This is a genomic window from Pseudoduganella rhizocola (assembly GCF_045984285.3).
Taxonomy (GTDB): Bacteria; Pseudomonadota; Gammaproteobacteria; order Burkholderiales; family Burkholderiaceae_D; genus Rugamonas.
In genome coordinates, this window is record NZ_JBJQIK030000005.1 from 176,654 (window position 1) to 192,156 (window position 15,503).

At 64.2% G+C, this 15,503-nt stretch carries 18 protein-coding genes; 5 read left to right on the forward strand and 13 right to left on the reverse strand.

Annotated features, from left to right (window positions below; all coding sequences use genetic code 11):
* Window position 1 precedes the first annotated feature (1 nt).
* Both ACJRPG_RS13775 and ACJRPG_RS13780 read left to right on the forward strand, forming a co-directional pair.
* Window positions 2–460 carry an Imm26 family immunity protein gene (locus ACJRPG_RS13775; protein WP_408000661.1) on the forward strand — a complete coding sequence of 153 codons (459 nt, stop codon included), beginning with the start codon at window positions 2–4 and terminating at the stop codon, window positions 458–460.
* A gap of 3 nt (window positions 461–463) precedes the next feature.
* A complete protein-coding gene (locus tag ACJRPG_RS13780) occupies window positions 464–877 on the forward strand; it encodes a GFA family protein (protein WP_408000662.1) in 414 nt (137 codons plus the stop codon).
* Here ACJRPG_RS13780 and ACJRPG_RS13785 read toward each other — a convergent pair.
* The 6 genes from ACJRPG_RS13785 to ompR form a co-directional block, all read right to left on the reverse strand.
* Window positions 874–2,139 (reverse strand): RNA polymerase sigma factor, encoded by a 1,266-nt coding sequence (locus tag ACJRPG_RS13785; protein ID WP_408000663.1) that lies wholly within the window; start codon window positions 2,137–2,139, stop codon window positions 874–876. The two genes, ACJRPG_RS13780 and ACJRPG_RS13785, sit on opposite strands and share 4 nt — an antisense overlap.
* A complete protein-coding gene (locus ACJRPG_RS13790) occupies window positions 2,136–2,834 on the reverse strand; it encodes a YciI family protein (protein WP_408000664.1) in 699 nt (232 codons plus the stop codon). The genes ACJRPG_RS13785 and ACJRPG_RS13790 overlap by 4 nt, the downstream gene beginning before the upstream one ends.
* 16 nt (window positions 2,835–2,850) lie before the next feature.
* A complete protein-coding gene (locus ACJRPG_RS13795; RefSeq protein WP_408000665.1) occupies window positions 2,851–3,273 on the reverse strand; it encodes a YciI family protein in 423 nt (140 codons plus the stop codon).
* An 11-nt stretch (window positions 3,274–3,284) separates the two neighbouring features.
* The gene (locus tag ACJRPG_RS13800) at window positions 3,285–3,758 is read right to left on the reverse strand and encodes a VOC family protein (RefSeq protein ID WP_408000666.1); all 474 of its coding nucleotides are present in this window, start codon (window positions 3,756–3,758) and stop codon (window positions 3,285–3,287) included.
* A 107-nt stretch (window positions 3,759–3,865) separates the two neighbouring features.
* Entirely contained in the window at window positions 3,866–5,203 is a 1,338-nt protein-coding gene (locus ACJRPG_RS13805) for a sensor histidine kinase family protein (RefSeq protein WP_408000667.1), read from the reverse strand.
* Between the two features lie 9 nt (window positions 5,204–5,212).
* Complete coding sequence (ompR, locus tag ACJRPG_RS13810; RefSeq protein ID WP_408000668.1) at window positions 5,213–5,980, reverse strand: osmolarity response regulator transcription factor OmpR; 768 nt, start codon at window positions 5,978–5,980, stop codon at window positions 5,213–5,215.
* Window positions 5,981–6,167: 187 nt separating this feature from the next.
* Between ompR and ACJRPG_RS13815 the strand changes: the two genes are divergently transcribed.
* Complete coding sequence (locus tag ACJRPG_RS13815) at window positions 6,168–6,569, forward strand: hypothetical protein (RefSeq protein ID WP_408000669.1); 402 nt, start codon at window positions 6,168–6,170, stop codon at window positions 6,567–6,569.
* 172 nt (window positions 6,570–6,741) lie between these two features.
* Window positions 6,742–8,613, forward strand: coding sequence for a flagellar assembly protein A (locus ACJRPG_RS13820; protein ID WP_408000670.1), 1,872 nt, complete (start codon window positions 6,742–6,744; stop codon window positions 8,611–8,613).
* On the opposite strand, the gene ACJRPG_RS13825 is transcribed toward ACJRPG_RS13820, so the two are convergent.
* A complete protein-coding gene (locus ACJRPG_RS13825) occupies window positions 8,603–9,682 on the reverse strand; it encodes a CaiB/BaiF CoA transferase family protein (protein WP_408000671.1) in 1,080 nt (359 codons plus the stop codon). The two genes, ACJRPG_RS13820 and ACJRPG_RS13825, sit on opposite strands and share 11 nt — an antisense overlap.
* 110 nt (window positions 9,683–9,792) lie before the next feature.
* Here ACJRPG_RS13825 and ACJRPG_RS13830 point away from each other — a divergent pair, with 110 nt between their 5' ends.
* Window positions 9,793–10,266, forward strand: a complete 474-nt coding sequence (locus tag ACJRPG_RS13830) for a chemotaxis protein CheW (RefSeq protein ID WP_408000672.1) — start codon at window positions 9,793–9,795, stop codon at window positions 10,264–10,266.
* A 3-nt stretch (window positions 10,267–10,269) separates the two neighbouring features.
* Here ACJRPG_RS13830 and ACJRPG_RS13835 read toward each other — a convergent pair whose 3' ends face one another.
* Genes ACJRPG_RS13835 through ACJRPG_RS13860 form a run of 6 tightly spaced genes read right to left on the reverse strand, consistent with a single transcriptional unit; the run spans window position 10,270 to window position 15,438 of the window.
* On the reverse strand, window positions 10,270–12,249 hold the full coding sequence (locus tag ACJRPG_RS13835) for an ATP-binding cassette domain-containing protein (protein ID WP_408000673.1): 1,980 nt from the start codon (window positions 12,247–12,249) through the stop codon (window positions 10,270–10,272).
* Window positions 12,246–13,133: a 50S ribosomal protein L3 N(5)-glutamine methyltransferase gene (prmB, locus tag ACJRPG_RS13840; RefSeq protein ID WP_408000674.1), complete on the reverse strand. Its 888-nt coding sequence runs from the start codon at window positions 13,131–13,133 to the stop codon at window positions 12,246–12,248. The genes ACJRPG_RS13835 and prmB overlap by 4 nt, the downstream gene beginning before the upstream one ends.
* Before the next feature lie 6 nt (window positions 13,134–13,139).
* Entirely contained in the window at window positions 13,140–14,273 is a 1,134-nt protein-coding gene (dapE, locus tag ACJRPG_RS13845) for a succinyl-diaminopimelate desuccinylase (RefSeq protein ID WP_408000675.1), read from the reverse strand.
* A 1-nt stretch (window position 14,274) separates the two neighbouring features.
* A complete protein-coding gene (locus ACJRPG_RS13850; protein ID WP_408000676.1) occupies window positions 14,275–14,625 on the reverse strand; it encodes an ArsC family reductase in 351 nt (116 codons plus the stop codon).
* 52 nt (window positions 14,626–14,677) lie between these two features.
* Window positions 14,678–15,079, reverse strand: a complete 402-nt coding sequence (locus ACJRPG_RS13855) for a hypothetical protein (RefSeq protein ID WP_408000677.1) — start codon at window positions 15,077–15,079, stop codon at window positions 14,678–14,680.
* Complete coding sequence (locus tag ACJRPG_RS13860) at window positions 15,076–15,438, reverse strand: hypothetical protein (RefSeq protein ID WP_408000678.1); 363 nt, start codon at window positions 15,436–15,438, stop codon at window positions 15,076–15,078. The genes ACJRPG_RS13855 and ACJRPG_RS13860 overlap by 4 nt, the downstream gene beginning before the upstream one ends.
* Window positions 15,439–15,503 lie beyond the last annotated feature (65 nt).

A 15,503-nucleotide genomic window follows, 5' to 3' on the forward strand; every position in this document is an offset into this window, starting at 1 on the left:
AATGAAGTTGCTGCCGTACCGGGAAGGAAGCCTGTTTGCCGTGCCGCTGAGGAATGGCGGTTATGCCACCGGACTGGTTGCCCGCCTGTCCCCGCAAGGGAAGATCATGCTGGCCTACCTGTTCGGGCCGAAGTTCGAGAAATTGCCCACGCTGGAGCAGGTGCAGGGCCTGCGCGCGAGCGACGCGCTGAAGGCCATCCGCACCGGCGACATGGCGCTCGACAATGGCCGCTGGCCCATCCTCGGCGAGGCCGGGCACTTCGACCGCGCCGACTGGCCGGTGCCTGTCTTCATCCGCCGCGCCGATGCGCTGAAGCGGGCCTGGCGCGCCACCTATTCCGACGACCCGGCCAAGCCGGAAAAAGAAGTCTCCGTGCCCTACGAAACCGAGGGCCTGGAGCTGGATACCCTGTACGGCTACGGTTCCACCGAGCTGCTGCTGACCAAACTGCTGGAGTAAGCCATGTTCGAAGGCGGCTGTTTTTGTGGTGCGGTGCGCTACACAGCGCAGGGGCCGGCTTCGCACAGCACCTTATGCCATTGCAGCATGTGCCGCCGCATCGCGGGCGCGCCCTGCGTGGCCTGGTTCAGCGTGCCGCGCGCCGCGCTGAGCTTCACTGCGGGCCAGCCTGCCATCTTCCGTTCCAGTCCCGGCGCCGCGCGCGGCTTCTGCGCGCAGTGCGGCACCCAGCTGACCTTCGAGGACGAGCGCGATCCGGAGTGCGTGGACATCACCACGGCCAGCCTGGACGATCCGGAAGCGGCGCCGCCGGCCGACCATACCTATGTGCAGAGCCGCCTGCACTGGCTGCACCTGGCCGACGAGCTGCCGCGCTACCTGCGCACGCGTAGCGAAGGCGCGCGCGAGATTCCTTAGCCCGGCGGGGACGCGCAGGCCGCGGCGCGCGACAGCAGCAGCGCGCGTTCGCGTTCGTTCTGCGTCAGCCCTGCGGCGCGCTCGAATTCCGTGCGCGCTTCCCCCAGGCGTCCCAGCTGGAACAGCAGGTGGCCGCGCACACTGGGCAGCAGGTGGTAGTTGCGCAGCGCCGGTTCGTCGAGCAGGGTGTCGGCCAGTTCCAGGCCGGTAGCGGGATCGAAAGCCATGGACAGGGCGACCGCGCGATTCAGTTCGATCACGGGGGAGGGCGCCAGCTGCGCCAGCTCTTCGTACAGGGCCGCAATGCGGTTCCAGTCCGTCTCGTCGGCCTTGCGCGCGCGCGCGTGGCAGGCGGTAATGGCTGCCTGCAGCGCGTAAGGGCCCAGGCTGCGGCCCAGCTTTTCGGCGCGCTCCAGCGCCGCCAGGCCGCGGCGGATCAGCAGCTGGTCCCATTTGGCACGGTCCTGTTCCAGCAGCAGCACGGGCGCGCCCTGCGCATCGGTGCGGGCGCGCTGGCGCGAAGACTGGATCTCCATCAGCGCCACCAGGCCGTGCACTTCCGGCTCCTGCGGCACCAGCTCGGCCAGGATGCGGCCCAGGCGCAGGGCTTCCTCGCACAGGGCGGGGCGCATCCAGTCGGCGCCCGCGCTGGCCGAATAGCCTTCGTTGTAGATAAGGTAAACCACCTGCAGCACGGAGGACAGCCGCTCCACCAGTTCCGCGCCGCGCGGCACTTCAAACGGCACTTGCGCAGCGCTCAGCGTGCGTTTGGCGCGCACGATGCGCTGCGCCACCGTGGGCTCCGGCACCAGGAAGGCGCGCGCAATCTCGTCGGTGGTGAGGCCGCCCAGCAGGCGCAGGGTCAGCGCCACCCGGCCTTCGGTCGGCAGCACGGGATGGCAGGAGATGAAGACCAGGCGCAGCAGGTCGTCGCCGATATTGTCGTCCAGCGTGCGTTCGAGATCGGGCGCCGCGTCCTGCAGCAGGCCTTCGATTTCGTAGGTCAGTTCGGCTTCCTTGTCCTGCTCCAGCTTCTTGTGGCGCAGGTAGTCCAGGGCGCGGTTTTTTGCTGCCGTCATCAGCCAGGCTGCGGGCTTGTCAGGTTCGCCCTGTTCCGGCCAGGTTTCGAGGGCGCTCACCAGCGCTTCCTGCGCCATTTCCTCTGCCAGCCCCACGTCGCGCAGCATGCGCGTGAGCACCGCAATGATCTTCGCGGATTCGATGCGCCAGACAGCGTCCAGCGACCGGTGGATTGCGTTCAAGCGTTCACCACTTCACGCAGCTCCACCTCCATATCGCCGGGGAAGGGGTAGGGGTAGTTGCGCACCCAGTCATAGGCTTCGCTGATATCGGCCACCTGCAGCAGCCAGAAGCCCGCGATCAGTTCCTTGATTTCGGTGAAGGGGCCGTCGATCACGCTCGGCCGGCCGCCGGAGAACTTAACACGGGCGCCCTTGGCCGTGCCCTTCAGGCCATCGCCCGCCATCAGCATGCCGCTCTTCACGCCCGCTTCGTTGGCGGCATTCATGCGGTCGATCACGGCCACCGGCGGTATCACGTCCGCTTCCAGCTGATGGTCGGAGCGCAGCAGCACGATAATGGGCGTGAGCTGCGGAGCGCTTTGGGTATCGATGCCGTGGCAGCCGCCCGGGCAGCCGGTTTCGCGCACTTCCAGCGTGAACTCGCCCTCGCCGTCGGCGCTGGGCCAGCGCCTGGCTTGCTCGATGGCTTCCTGTTTCGACGCCGCTTCGATGACGGTGAAGCCGGCCACCAGTTCGCGCGTATCGGCGAACGGGCCTTTATGGATGCTCCATACCCCGTCGCGCCGGCGCATGCGGACGCCGCGCGCGCTGGGATGCAACCACCGTCCACCCGGCACGGCCGCCCTGAGTTCGGCGGAGGGAAAATCCGCCCGCTCGGTGTGGCGGTCGCCACGGCGCAGAATCATGTAGTGCATTGCATCCCCCTTGTTATCAAGCTGCGTGCTGCGAAGCGGACTTGGCGCGCAGGCGTTCTTCCTGCTCGCGCAGTTCCGGCGTGAACTCGGCGCCGAAGTCATCGGCATCGAAGACCTGGCGGATTTCCAGCTCGTCGCCGTCTTCCATCGGCGCGCGCTTCATCCATTCCTTCACTTCGTCCAGCGACTTGCCCTGGATGAGCCAGAAGCCGGCGATCAGTTCCTTCGCTTCGGTGAAGGGACCGTCAATCACCTGGCGCTCCTTGCCGAAGCGGATGCGTGCGCCGCGCGAGCTGGGGTGCAGGCCTTCGCCAGCCAGCATGATACCGGCGTTCACCAGCTCTTCGTTGAATTTGCCCATCGCCGTCAGCTGCTCGGTGGTTGGCATGACGCCCGCTTCGGTATCGGCGTTGGCTTTTACAATGACCATGAATCGCATGTCCGTTCTCCTTATTTCTGGCAGTCGTGGGGCATCGAGGCGGCAGCGGCGGTGGCTTCTTCGATCGACACGTCGCGCTGGTGGGTGGCGATGGACCACATATGACCGTAAGGGTCCTGCAGCACGCCATAGCGGTCGCCCCAGAACATGTCGGCCAGCGGCATGCGCACTTCGGCGCCGGCGCCGATGGCACGGGCGAAGGCCGCGTCGGCGTCTTCCACGTAGTGGTGCAGGGTGACTGGCGAGCCTTTCAGCGTACTCGGGCTGTAGGCATGCATTTCGGGGAATTCGTCGACCAGCATCAGGAAGGAATCGCCGATCTTGATCATGGCGTGCATCAGTTTGCCGCTGCCGTCCGGCACCGGCATGCGGGCGCATTCGATGGCGCCGAAGGCCTTCTTGTAGAACTCGATTGCGTCAGCCGCGCCCTTGCAGACAATGTGCGGGGTCAGCGAATGCATGCCCTCTGGAATCTTCTGAACCATGGTGTCTCTCCTTGTGGATTAGGGAAGCGCAAACTGCGCCGCCATATTCCCACGACGCGCGGGAAAACTCCAGATCGACACCAATCGAAAAATATTTTTGGTTTTTTTCAGGCGGCGTTCAGGACAATGCGGATGATGAGGCCGCCGCCTTCACGGTTGCGCAAGAGCAATTCGGCCTCATGCTTCTGCAGCACCCGCTCCACGATGGCCAGGCCGAGCCCGGCGCCATTGGCTTGGCTGCGTGCCGTGTCCAGCCGGGTGAAGGGTTTCAGCAGCTGGGTCAGCTGGTCTTCCGGCACCCCCACGCCATGGTCCTGGAATTCGATGATGACCTGGCGGCCCTTGAGGGTGCAATGGATATCGATCTCGGCGAGGTCGGTGCCCGGCGTTTTGCCGTAGCGCCGCGCGTTTTCCACCAGGTTGTTGAAGACCCGTTTCAGGTCGGTGGCATTGCCCATCACCTGGGCTCCTTCGCACAGGCCGGTCTGCACCCACACGTCCGGCAGGCGGGTGGCCTCGTGCGCCACTTCTTCCAGCATGGCGGAGACGTCCAGCAGCAGGAAGCTGGTCTGCTCGGTGGGTTTGGCGTAGTCCAGGAACTGGGCGATGATGGCGTCCATCTGCGCGATATCGGACTGCATGCCTTCACGCGCCTCCGGCGACAGCTCGGCCATCTCCACTTCCAGCTGCATGCGCGCCAGCGGTGTGCGCAGGTCGTGCGAAATGCCGGCCAGGATCACGGCGCGGTCGGATTCCACCCGCTGCAGGTCGTCCACCATCTGGTTGAAGCTGCGGTTGGCCAGGCGCACCTCTTCCGGGCCTTTTTCCGGCAGCGGGTCGGGGCGGGCGCCGCGGGCAATTTCACGCGCGGCATGGGTGAGCCGCTTCAGCGGCAGGTTGATCAGGCCCGAGATCAGCGCCGCGCCAAGGAGGGACACCAGCGATACCACGCCGGCCCAGCCCAGCCACTGCACGCCGGTCAGGCTGGTGATGCGTTCGCGTTCCAGCATCAGCCAGTAGGCGTCGTCCTCGATCTTGAAACTGACCCAAAAGCCGCGCTGGCCGTTGACCCGCGAGGAGAAACGGGTGTCGGCGCCCAGCGTGGCCTTGACCCGGGCCTGGATCAGTTTCATCAGTTCCGTGTCCGGCGGCGGCTCCACCTCGTCATCGTCCTCCAGCGAGAACACGCGGATGCCTTCATTCGACACCAGTTCGATCAGCAGTTCGCGCCGCAGGTCGGGCGCGGAGTGGGTGAGGGCGGCGCGGGTGATGGTGACGACGGAAATGACCTGGGCGGCCACCTGCTGCGCCTGCGGCTCGCGCTGCACCACGCTGATCATGCCGATCCAGGACGCCATGCTCAGCGTGGTCAGCACGCCGAGCAGCAGGAAGGTGCGCCAGAACAGGCCGCCCTTCGGCCGCCCGAAGCGGAAATTAAACGGCATGGTGCGGAATCAGCGCGGCTGGCCCTCGGGAATGAAGACGTAGCCCAGGCCCCACACGGTCTGGATATACAACGGGCTGGAAGGGTCGGGCTCGATCAGCTTGCGCAGGCGGGAAATCTGCACGTCCAGGCTGCGGTCGAACACCTCGTATTCGCGGCCACGGGCCAGTTCCATCAGTTTTTCGCGCGACAGGGGCTGGCGCGCATGGCGCGCGAACACCTTGAGCACCGAGAATTCGCCGGTGGTCAGGGGCACGGTTTCGCCGTTCTTTTTGAGCGTGCGGGTGCCCAGGTCCAGCACGAACTGGCCAAATTCGAAGGTCTGCGGGGTTTCCGACGGCGCGCCCGGAATCTCGTCCGGCGCCTTGCGGCGCAGCACGGCGCCGATGCGGGCCACCAGTTCGCGCGGGTTGAAGGGCTTGGGCAGGTAGTCGTCGGCGCCCATTTCGAGGCCGACAATGCGGTCGACGTCCTCGCCCTTGGCGGTCAGCATGATAATAGGGGTCTGGTCGCCCGCGCCGCGCAGGCGGCGGCAGATGGACAGGCCGTCCTCGCCGGGCAGCATCAGGTCCAGCACCAGCAGGTCATAGCGTTCGCGCAGCCACAGCTTGTTCATGGCGGTCGCATTTTCGGCGGTGAATACGTTGAACCCCTGCTCGGTGAGGTAGCGGCGCAGCAGGTCGCGCAGGCGCACGTCGTCGTCCACTACCATGATCTTGGCCTGGTGGCCATTCTGGTTGCCGGGGGTGTTGTTCGATTCTGTCGATGTCGTAGTCATGAGGCTGTCGGAATTGTCAGAATTATGTCGCTATGGTAACGTCATAATGCTTTACGAGGCGCATCGGTGCAAAGTCATTACAAAGTGTTACAAACTTTACCCCCTGCGTCTTACTCTCATAGGGAATCGCGCATACACTTTGGTTATGGCAGTAAAGCTTATACCGAGTGCATTGAAGAGGATGAAAATGGGCAAATCGATCAACAAACTGGACTGGGCGAAGGACGCGCGAGCGTCGGCACGCGCCGGCGCCGGCGCGTTGGCCGTTTTCTGCGCGCTGCTGATGGCGGCGCCGGCCCATGCCGATCCACAAAGCGGGCAGGGTGCACGCCGCGACGAAGGCCAGGCCGGTTCGGCGCAGCCGCAGCGCAATCCGCGCAGCTTCCGCGATTCGCGCTGGGGCGATGAGCGCGACCCGCGCTCCTTTGAAGCGCGGGCCGAGGAACAGCGCCGCATGATGCAGGAAAATGCCAATAATGCGGAAATGAACCGCCGCATGAACCGCATGTCGGCCGACGAGCGCCGTGACCTGCGCCGCCAGATCAACGAAATGGGCGCCGAAGTCTATTCGACAACGCCGCGCCGCTAAGTCTGCAGCGCAGGGAGAACAAATGGGGCCGGATGGCCCCATTTGACCTTTCGGATTTCAAATTTCTGCTACCTTCCCTGCTGGAACATGTTACGCTAGTTAATAAATTAAAATGAGGCGATAGCGATTATGCAACGAAAGTGTGTCATGATCGGCTGAGGGAATGGTGAACGTGTTAAATAAGGCTGGGGCGGGCGAGGTTCCGGCAGGCGGAACGGGCACGCCTGCGGTGGTACAGCGTACGGACGGCGTGTATTTTCGCGCCGACGCCGACCTCGCCTCGCGCCAGGCTGCGGTCAACCAGCTGTTCCAGGCGCACGCCTATTTCACGGGCATCGACTACGGTGTCTTTATCCGCATGCTGTACGAGGCCGGCCCCGAGCTGCCGCCGGCGCAGCGCGACAAACCCCTGGTGCGCTTTGCCGACGCCGTGGCGCCATTCCCCGAGCAGCGCCGCGGGCTGTACAAGTCCGTGCGCATTATCGCCGGTGAAGCCGAATACTATTTCGAGCCGGTCTACCTGAATGCGGGGGGCGCCGACGAAGAGGAGTCGGCCCTCGACTTCGATGAATTCGTGGCCGATATGTGGGAGAAGGGCATCCGCTTCGGCATCGATGCGCCCGCCGTGCGCGCGGCGATCGAGGAAGGCAAGGCCACCCGCCTGACCGTGGCGCGGCGCCTCAGCCCCACCAATGGCCAGGACGCGATGATCGTCGAGGTCTCGCAGAAAATCCACCGCTCGAATGCGCCGAAGGAAATGGCCAATGGCCGCTTCGACCTGCACACCTTCCAGAACCGCTTTCCGCAGGTAGCGGCGCACACGCCGCTGCTGAAAAAGCAGGCGCGCGTGCTGGGCAGCCGGGGCTTCGAGCTGTCCGGCATTCCCGTCGAACCGCCGCTGCCTGAGGATACCGAGCTGAATGGCGTGGCCGGGCCGGGCACCGTGATCCAGCACCTGGCGGGAGAGGACTACCTGGTGTCGGCCGTCGAGGGCTTCATCAACGTGGACCGGCGCAGCAAGCGCATCTCCATCGGCCCCAAGATCATCAGCCGCGAGGGCGTGAGCGTGCGCACCACCGGCAACCTGCAGCTGTCCGGCGAGTACGAGGAATTCGGCGAGGTACAGGAAGGCCGCATTGTGGACGGCTTCAATATCACCATCCACAACGACGTGTACGGCAAGATCGTGTCGCGCGGCGGCACCATCTGGCTGAAGCAGAACCTGATGGGCGGCTCGGCCACCAATAGCGAAGGCCAGATCCAGGTGGGCGGCGTGGTGTCCAACTCGGTGGTGCATGTGAAGCTGGGCGAGGTGGTGCTGAATACCGCGCAAAGCAGCGTGATCACGGCGCCGCGCGTCGTGATCAACGAAGCGGTCAATTGCGAGATCGTGGCCGATGAAGTGGTGATCGGCACTGCCAGCGGCTGCGCCATCGCGGCCCGCAATATACGCATCGAGGGCGCCGGCCCGCGCAAGCAGAGCGAAATGTTGCTGTTTGCCCTGGTGCCCGATACCTCGAAGTTCGACCAGAACCTGCAGGAACTTACGATTCGCATGGCGCAGGCGGACGCCAACGCAAAAAAGCTCAAGGTGCAGGTGGATACCATCACGGCCCAGCAGGACGTGCGCAGCTACCTGACCCTCGCCACCAAGGTGCGCAAGCAGGAGGTGACGCTGACCGCGGAGCAGCTGCCCCTGTTCCAGAAAATGGCGGCGCAGGTGGGGCCGGCGCTGAAGGAAGTGGCGCGCCTTTCGGTCGCCGTCAAGGAAGCGGAGAGCCAGCGCAAGGTGCTGGAAGAGCAGGTGGAGCTGGTGCGCAAGCAGAAACAGGCCGTGGCCGGCGCCGCCAGCTGCAAGGTCGCCGCCGTGAATGGCGAAACCCTGCTGCGCACCATGGTGTTCGAACCCGACCAGGGGCCCATGTATGAGCTGGCGCCGCGCGAAATCAAGGCGCGCCTGCGTGCCGGCACCTATGTGAAGCCGCCCGAGTTCAGCGGCAGCTTCGGCGAGATCGACTGGTCCACCGATTCAGCTAAAAGCTGAATTTCACGGGCGGCGCCGCTGCCCAGTATTCCCCTTCCGTTTCATGGCGGCGCCGCTGCGCCATACCGCGTTCCCTGAACTGCGGGTGGGCCAGCGCTTCACTGGTGCGCAGCACCGGCGTCACGCAGCAGTCGGCATCCGCGAACAGCGCGGTCCATTCGGCCTGTGTACGCTGCGCGAACAGCGCATCGAGCTCCGCCACCATCTGCATGGCCTCGCTGCCGCCCACTTCCTGCCCCAGCTGCCAGTGCTTCGCCGCCAGGCCGGGCCGCCGCAGCACGGCGCAGCAGGCTTGCCAGAACTTGAGTTCCAGCGCGCCCACGGCCATGTAGCGCGCGTCGCTGGTGCGGTAGACGTTGTAGCAGGGCACGCCGCCCGTCAGCAGCCCGCGCCCGGGCTGCGCTTCCGCGCCTTCATTGACGGCGACCAGGGGAAAGATATTGTGGGCGAATACCGTGTCCGTCATCGAGATATCGACAAAGCGGCCGGCGCCGCCCATCTTCACCGCCAGCAGGGCGGCGAGGATGCCCTGCACCGCGGCCTGCGCGCCGCCCAGCAGGTCGCCTACCTGCAGGTTGCCGAGCGCCGGGCGGCCGTCGCGGCCCGTGTTCTGCTCCAGCATGCCCGCATAGCCGACATAGTTGATGTCGTGGCCCGCCTGCTGCGCCAGCGGACCGCTCGCGCCATAGCCTGAGATGGCGCACATCACGAGGCGCGGATTGCGGGCGCGCAGCACCTCCCAGCCAAGCCCCAGGCGCTGCATGACGCCGGGCCGGAAGCTTTCCACCACCACGTCCGCCTGTTCCACCATGCCGAGAAAGCGCTCGCGCTGCGCCGCATCCTTGAGGTCCATGCGCAGCAGCTGCTTGCCGCGGTTGACGGCAACGAAGAATTGCGACACCTCCTTGCGTACCGCTCCCATGCTGCGCGCATAGTCGCCGGCGCCGGGGTCTTCGATCTTGATGACTTCCGCGCCCATGTCGGCGAGGTGCATGGTGGCGGCGGGGCCGGGCAGCAGGCGGCTCAGGTCGAGCACGCGGATGCCGGCGAGCGGTTGGTTGGGCGTCATGCGAACCATTCTAGCGCAGGCCGAAAAAGTTGAGCACAATCAACGCCTTGGGTGCGGGCCGGGCATAGCATGGCCAGACTATTGCGGCCTTCGCCGCCGAAAGGAACGCCATGTCCGCCAATCTCCCCGATGCACCCGCGCTCCACCAGTACCTCACTTTCCGGCTCGGCGGTCTTGAGTATGCGCTCGACTATTCGCGGGTGCAGGAGCTGCGGCCGCTGCAGGCGCTGGAACGCTTCGCCGCGGACGGTGAAATCATCGGCGGCGTGGCGATTTCGCGCGGCGTGATCATGCCCATCGTGGACATGCGCATCGCCTTCGGCCCGCGCACGGCGCAGCACGACCCGAAGACGGATGTGATCATCCTCAAGCTGTCGGACTGCGTGATGGGGATGGTGACGGACGGTGTGACGGATATCGTCACGCTGGGCCCGAGCCAGATACGGCCCTTCGACCATATCGGTGAGGATTCGGACTACCTGCTCGGCATGGGCCATATCCATGCGCGCAAGCTGATCGTGATCGATATCGACCGGCTGATGGCGATACGCCGCGCGACGCTGGGTGCGCGCCACGCGGCGTGAGCGTCAGGCGGCCAGCGCTTCCAGCTGCTCCTGCAGCTCCAGCCATTCGGCTTCCAGCTTTTCCAGATCCTTGGTGTAGAAGGCCTGGTCCGCCAGCAGCTGCTTCAGCTTCGGCTTGTTGGCGGCTTCGTAGATGGCGGGATCGGCCAGCGCGGCGTCCGTGTCCGTCTTCTGCGCCGTGCGCTTGGCGATCAGGTCGTCCAGCTGCTTGATCTTGTTCTCGATCGGCTTGCGCTGGGCGGACAGGCGCTGGCGCTGCTCGGCTTCCAGGCGCTTCTGTTCGCGCTTGTCCACCACTGGCGCGGCAGGCGGCGCAACGGGCGAGGTGGAGGGGTAGCTGGTCTTGTTTTCCTTGCCCGCGGCAGGCAGCACGTCCGTACCTTTGCCCAGCTTGGTCTGCAGCAGCCAGTCCTTGTAGTCGTCCAGGTCACCGTCGAAGGGCTGCAGCCTGCCGTCGGCAACGATGATGAACTGGTCGGTGGTGGCGCGCAGCAGGTGCCGGTCGTGGGATACCACCACCAGGGTGCCGTCGAACTGGGCCAGCGCTTCGGTCAGCGCCTCGCGCGTTTCCAGGTCCAGGTGGTTGGTCGGTTCGTCCAGCAGCAGCAGGTTGGGGCGCTGCCACACGATCAGGGCCAGCGCCAGGCGCGCCTTTTCGCCGCCGGAGAAGGGCGCGATCGGGCTTGTTACCATGGTGCCGGGGAAGTTGAAGCCGCCCAGGAAGTTGCGCAGTTCCTGCTCGCGCGTGGTGGGCGAAATCTTCTGCAGGTGCCACAGCGGCGATTCGTCGTGGCGCAGCATTTCCACCTGGTGCTGGGCGAAGTAGCCGATGATCAGGCCCTTGCCGGTGATGGACGTGCCGGTCAGCGGATCGAGATCGCCCGCGATGGTCTTGATCAGCGTCGATTTACCGGCGCCGTTCACACCCAGCAGGCCAATACGCTGGCCCGTCTGCAGCGAGAAATTGATGCCGCGCACGATGGTCTTGTCGCCGTTGTCGGTATGGTAGCCCGCGTCCACGTCTTCCATCACCAGCAGCGGATTCGGTGCGCTCAGCGGCTCGCGGAACTCGAAGGAGAATTCGGCGGCGGCGCGCAGCGGCGCCAGTTCTTCCATCTTGGCCAGGGCTTTCATGCGGCTCTGCGCCTGCTTGGCCTTGGAGGCCTTGGCCTTGAAGCGGTTGATGAAGGATTCCAGATGGGCCTTCTTGCGCGCCTGCTTTTCGGCGGCGCCCGCAGCCAGGACCATCTGCGCGGCGCGCTGGCGTTCGAAGCTGGAGTAGTTGCCGGAATAGCGTTTCAGCTTGCGGTCGTCGATGTGCACGATCACGTTCACGATTTCGTCGAGGAAGTCGCGGTCGTGGGAGATGATGATCAGCGTGCCGGCATAGCGTTTCAGCCAGTCCTCCAGCCAGATGATGGCGTCGAGGTCCAGGTGGTTGGTGGGTTCGTCCAGCAGCAGCAGGTCGGAAGGGCACATCAGCGCCTGCGCCAGGTTCAGGCGCATACGCCAGCCGCCCGAGAAGCTGGCGACCGGCTGCTGCATCTGGTCCAGCGTGAAGCCGAGGCCCAGCAGCAGCTGTTCGCCGCGCGACTGCACGGTGTAGGCGTCGGCATCGGCCAGCGCGCTGTGCACTTCACCCAAAGCGAGGCCGCTTTCCGGCGAATCCGGCAGCGATTCCAGGCGTTCCAGTTCCGCCTGCAGCTTGCGCAGGTGGACATCGCCGTCGATGGCGTAGTCCAGCGCGGCGCGCTCCAGGGGCGGCGTTTCCTGCGCCACGTAGGCCATGCGCCATTTGGCGGGGAAGTCGATGCTGCCCTGGTCGGGGTGCAGTTCGTCGCGCAGCATGGCGAACAGGCTGGATTTGCCGGCGCCGTTGGCGCCGATCAGGCCGATTTTGTCGCCGGGATTCAGCGTGAGGTCAACCTGTTCGAGCAGCGGCTTCAGGCCGCGCATCAGGCTGACGTTGGTCAGTTTGATCATAGTTTCAGTTGGTCTGCGGTCAGCAGGAAGACCATATCGTCGCCCTGGCTGGTGGTGAGCCAGGTGAGGCCGAGATGGCCGAAGGCCGCTTCCGCGAATTCTTTTTCATTGCCGATTTCAACGATCAGCAGGCCGTCGTCGCTCAGGCGCTCCTTGGCGCCTTCCACGATCTTGCGCACCAGGTCCATGCCGTCCGCGCCGCCGTCGAGGGCGATCTGCGGCTCGTGCAGGTATTCCTGCGGCAGCTTCGCCATCGAGCCGGAGTTCACGTACGGCGGGTTGGTGATGATCAGGTCGTACTTCTTGTCCGGCACGTTGGCGTACAGGTCGGACTGGATCAGGGTGACGCGGTCCTGCAGCTTGTAGGTGTCCACGTTGCGGCGCGCGACTTCCAGCGCATCCGGCGAAATATCGATGGCATCCACCGCCGCGTCGGGGAAGGCGTCCGCCATCATGATGGCGAGGCAGCCGGAGCCCGTGCACAGTTCGAGGATATTGCCCACGCCTTCAGGCTCGTTGACCCAGGGCGCGAAATACTGCGGAATCAGTTCGGCAATGAAGGAGCGCGGCACGATGGTGCGCTCGTCCACGTAGAAATTGTAGGTGCCGAGCCAGGCCTCGTTGGTGATGTAGGCAGCCGGAATGCGGTCTTTGGCGCGGCGCTCGATCACGGCCAGCACCTGTTCGACTTCCTGCGGCAGCAGGCGCGCATCCAGGAATGGGTCCAGCTTATCCAGCGGCAGCTTGAGCGTGTGCAGGATCAGGTAGGCCGCTTCGTCGAAGGCTTCCGCGCTGCCGTGGCCGAAGAACAGCTTCTCGGTGTTGAAGCGGGTGGTGGCGTAGCGCAGCAGGTCGCGCGGCGTAGTAAAGAGCGTGGTATCCATAGATGGTCAGCGCAGCAGGTTTTCCAGCGTGCGGCGGTAGATGTTTTTCAGCGGGTCGATGAAGCGCAGTTCGATGTGCTCGTCGATCTTGTGGATGCTGGCGTTGGGCGGGCCGAATTCTATCACCTGGGGGCAGATCTGCGCGATAAAGCGGCCGTCCGAGGTGCCGCCGGTGGTGGAGAGTTCGGTATCCACGCCTGCTTCGTCCTTGATCGCCTTGCAGATCGCGTCGGACAGCGTGCCGCGCGGCGTGAGGAAAGGCAGGCCGCTCAGCGTCCACTTCAGGTCGTAGTCCAGTTTGTGCCGGTCGAGGATGGCGTGCACACGCTGCTGCAGGCTTTCCGGCGTGCTCTCGGTGGAGAAGCGGAAGTTGAAGTCCACTACCATCTGGCCCGGAATCACATTGTTCGCGCCGGTGCCGGCCTTGATGTTCGACATCTGCCAGGAGGTCGGCAGGTAGTACTCGTTGCCATGGTCCCAGACTTCCGCCACCAGGTCGGCCAGCGCCTGTGCGCCGAGGTGGATCGGATTCTTCGCCAGCTGCGGATAGGCGATATGGCCCTGCACACCCTTGATGGTGAGGCAGCCCGACAGCGAGCCGCGGCGGCCGTTCTTGATGGTGTCGCCCAGCGTCTTGTCCGAGGTCGGTTCGCCGACGATGCAGTAGTCCAGCTGTTCGCCGCGTTCCTTGAGCATCTTGCAGACCACCACGGTGCCATCGGTGGCCGGGCCTTCTTCGTCGCTGGTGATGAGGAAGGCGATGGAACCCTTGTGGTCCGGATGGGCCGCAATGAATTCCTCGCAGGCGACGACCATGGCGGCGATGGAGGTTTTCATATCCGCGGTGCCGCGGCCATACAGCTTGCCGTCGCGGTGGGTGGGGTAGAAGGGCTCCGAGGTCCACTGTTCGACAGGCCCGGTCGGCACCACGTCCGTATGGCCGGCGAAGACGAGCAGCGGCTGTTCCGTGCCCTTGCGCGCCCACAGATTGGTGACGTCGCCGGACTGGATGGTCTCGCATTTGAAGCCCAGCGGTTCGAGCAGGTGGATCAGCTGGTCCTGGCAGCCTTTGTCTTCCGGCGTGACGGAGGAAAGGCCGATCAGTTTTTCGGTCAGCGCGAGGGTACGGGAAGCGGTCATCTTATTTGCTGAAGATCTGTTGGTACTGGTCGGGCGAGAAGCCGACATGGCTGGCGCTGCCGGTCTGCAGGACAGGGCGCTTGATCACGGACGGGAATTCGAGCATCAGCTGGATGGCGCTGGCGGCATCGGTGACGGCGGCCTTGCGCTCATCCGGCAGGCCGCGCCAGGTGGTGCCCTTCTTGTTTATCAGCGTCTCCCAGCCTACGTGCTTGAGCCATTGCTTGATGGTGGCTTCTGTCAGGCCCTGCTTCTTGAAGTCGTGGAAGGTGAAGTCCTGCTGCTGCTCAGCGAGCCAGGTGCGGGCTTTTTTGACCGTGTCGCAGTTGGGGATGCCGTAGAGTGTCGTCATGAGGGATAAGCGTGTCGCCGGGCCTTGCGGCCAAAGGCGACATTATATCCTTTCAGGCCTGCCTGGTTGCCGCGCTGGCCTGGGGTTTTCCGAGAAGGCCTCGGGTGAGATTGCTTTGCGGTTCAACGACTCCAAGCAGTGCGCCCAGCCGGGAAGGATCAATATGAAGCTGGTTCAGAGAGGTAAGCAGTTCGCCCTCATGAATCACGTGAAGTTCAGGCTCGCGTAACTCGAATTTACGGAAGAGAAAATCGATTTCTTTGTGCCGTTTATCGAGCAGGAGGAGCTTGTAAGCTTGTCCGTGCCGGTGAAACGTCGCCTCATACTGCCGCAGAACCTCCTCCACATTGAGTATGATCTCGGAATTTGCGTGGCGGGGAATCTGCTTCCAGCACAGAGAACCAGCCTCGGTCTGGTCGCAAATTTCCGCGTACAGTGCTTCGTACTCGTTCATAGATCCTCCGAGAAGGATTGCCAGTCTTTGAGTGCCTCTTCAATGGATGGGATATTCATGTCCGCGATCTGCGCGTGCAATTCGATGGCGGTTCGTCCTTTGATGGTCCAGGTGGACCAAGGATAGAGCGGAATTGTGCGTCGTAGCGCCTCCAGTTTATACCTTATGGCAGCAGGTGTTGGCACGTTTTGTCGCGATAGCAGCGTCAGTTCCCACATCAGCTGTTGCATGCGCATCCGCCGCCGAAAATTAATGACGCTACGCCTGACGCTGCCTACCTGATACAGCGTCAGGATACCCACCAGCAATGATGCAATGGAGGCCCAAGCACTGTAAGAGTTGAGCGATTGCGGGCTCATCTGAGCGTCCCATGTGAAGTGAACACTCTTTATACCGTCGGATTCCAAAAAAAGTTCTTGTGACG

What these genes read in the sequence shown, in the direction of transcription:
- ompR (WP_408000668.1), bottom strand. Translation starts at nt 5,980, where the DNA reads ATGACTACGACATCGACAGAATCGAACAACACCCCCGGCAACCAGAAT.
- ACJRPG_RS13850 (WP_408000676.1), bottom strand. Translation starts at nt 14,625, where the DNA reads ATGACGACACTCTACGGCATCCCCAACTGCGACACGGTCAAAAAAGCC.
- prmB (WP_408000674.1), bottom strand. Translation starts at nt 13,133, where the DNA reads ATGGATACCACGCTCTTTACTACGCCGCGCGACCTGCTGCGCTACGCC.
- ACJRPG_RS13805 (WP_408000667.1), bottom strand. Translation starts at nt 5,203, where the DNA reads ATGCCGTTTAATTTCCGCTTCGGGCGGCCGAAGGGCGGCCTGTTCTGG.
- dapE (WP_408000675.1), bottom strand. Translation starts at nt 14,273, where the DNA reads ATGACCGCTTCCCGTACCCTCGCGCTGACCGAAAAACTGATCGGCCTT.
- ACJRPG_RS13775 (WP_408000661.1), top strand. Translation starts at nt 2, where the DNA reads ATGAAGTTGCTGCCGTACCGGGAAGGAAGCCTGTTTGCCGTGCCGCTG.
- ACJRPG_RS13835 (WP_408000673.1), bottom strand. Translation starts at nt 12,249, where the DNA reads ATGATCAAACTGACCAACGTCAGCCTGATGCGCGGCCTGAAGCCGCTG.
- ACJRPG_RS13860 (WP_408000678.1), bottom strand. Translation starts at nt 15,438, where the DNA reads ATGAGCCCGCAATCGCTCAACTCTTACAGTGCTTGGGCCTCCATTGCA.
- ACJRPG_RS13790 (WP_408000664.1), bottom strand. Translation starts at nt 2,834, where the DNA reads ATGCACTACATGATTCTGCGCCGTGGCGACCGCCACACCGAGCGGGCG.
- ACJRPG_RS13780 (WP_408000662.1), top strand. Translation starts at nt 464, where the DNA reads ATGTTCGAAGGCGGCTGTTTTTGTGGTGCGGTGCGCTACACAGCGCAG.
- ACJRPG_RS13795 (WP_408000665.1), bottom strand. Translation starts at nt 3,273, where the DNA reads ATGCGATTCATGGTCATTGTAAAAGCCAACGCCGATACCGAAGCGGGC.
- ACJRPG_RS13855 (WP_408000677.1), bottom strand. Translation starts at nt 15,079, where the DNA reads ATGAACGAGTACGAAGCACTGTACGCGGAAATTTGCGACCAGACCGAG.
- ACJRPG_RS13830 (WP_408000672.1), top strand. Translation starts at nt 9,793, where the DNA reads ATGTCCGCCAATCTCCCCGATGCACCCGCGCTCCACCAGTACCTCACT.
- ACJRPG_RS13815 (WP_408000669.1), top strand. Translation starts at nt 6,168, where the DNA reads ATGGGCAAATCGATCAACAAACTGGACTGGGCGAAGGACGCGCGAGCG.
- ACJRPG_RS13800 (WP_408000666.1), bottom strand. Translation starts at nt 3,758, where the DNA reads ATGGTTCAGAAGATTCCAGAGGGCATGCATTCGCTGACCCCGCACATT.
- ACJRPG_RS13825 (WP_408000671.1), bottom strand. Translation starts at nt 9,682, where the DNA reads ATGACGCCCAACCAACCGCTCGCCGGCATCCGCGTGCTCGACCTGAGC.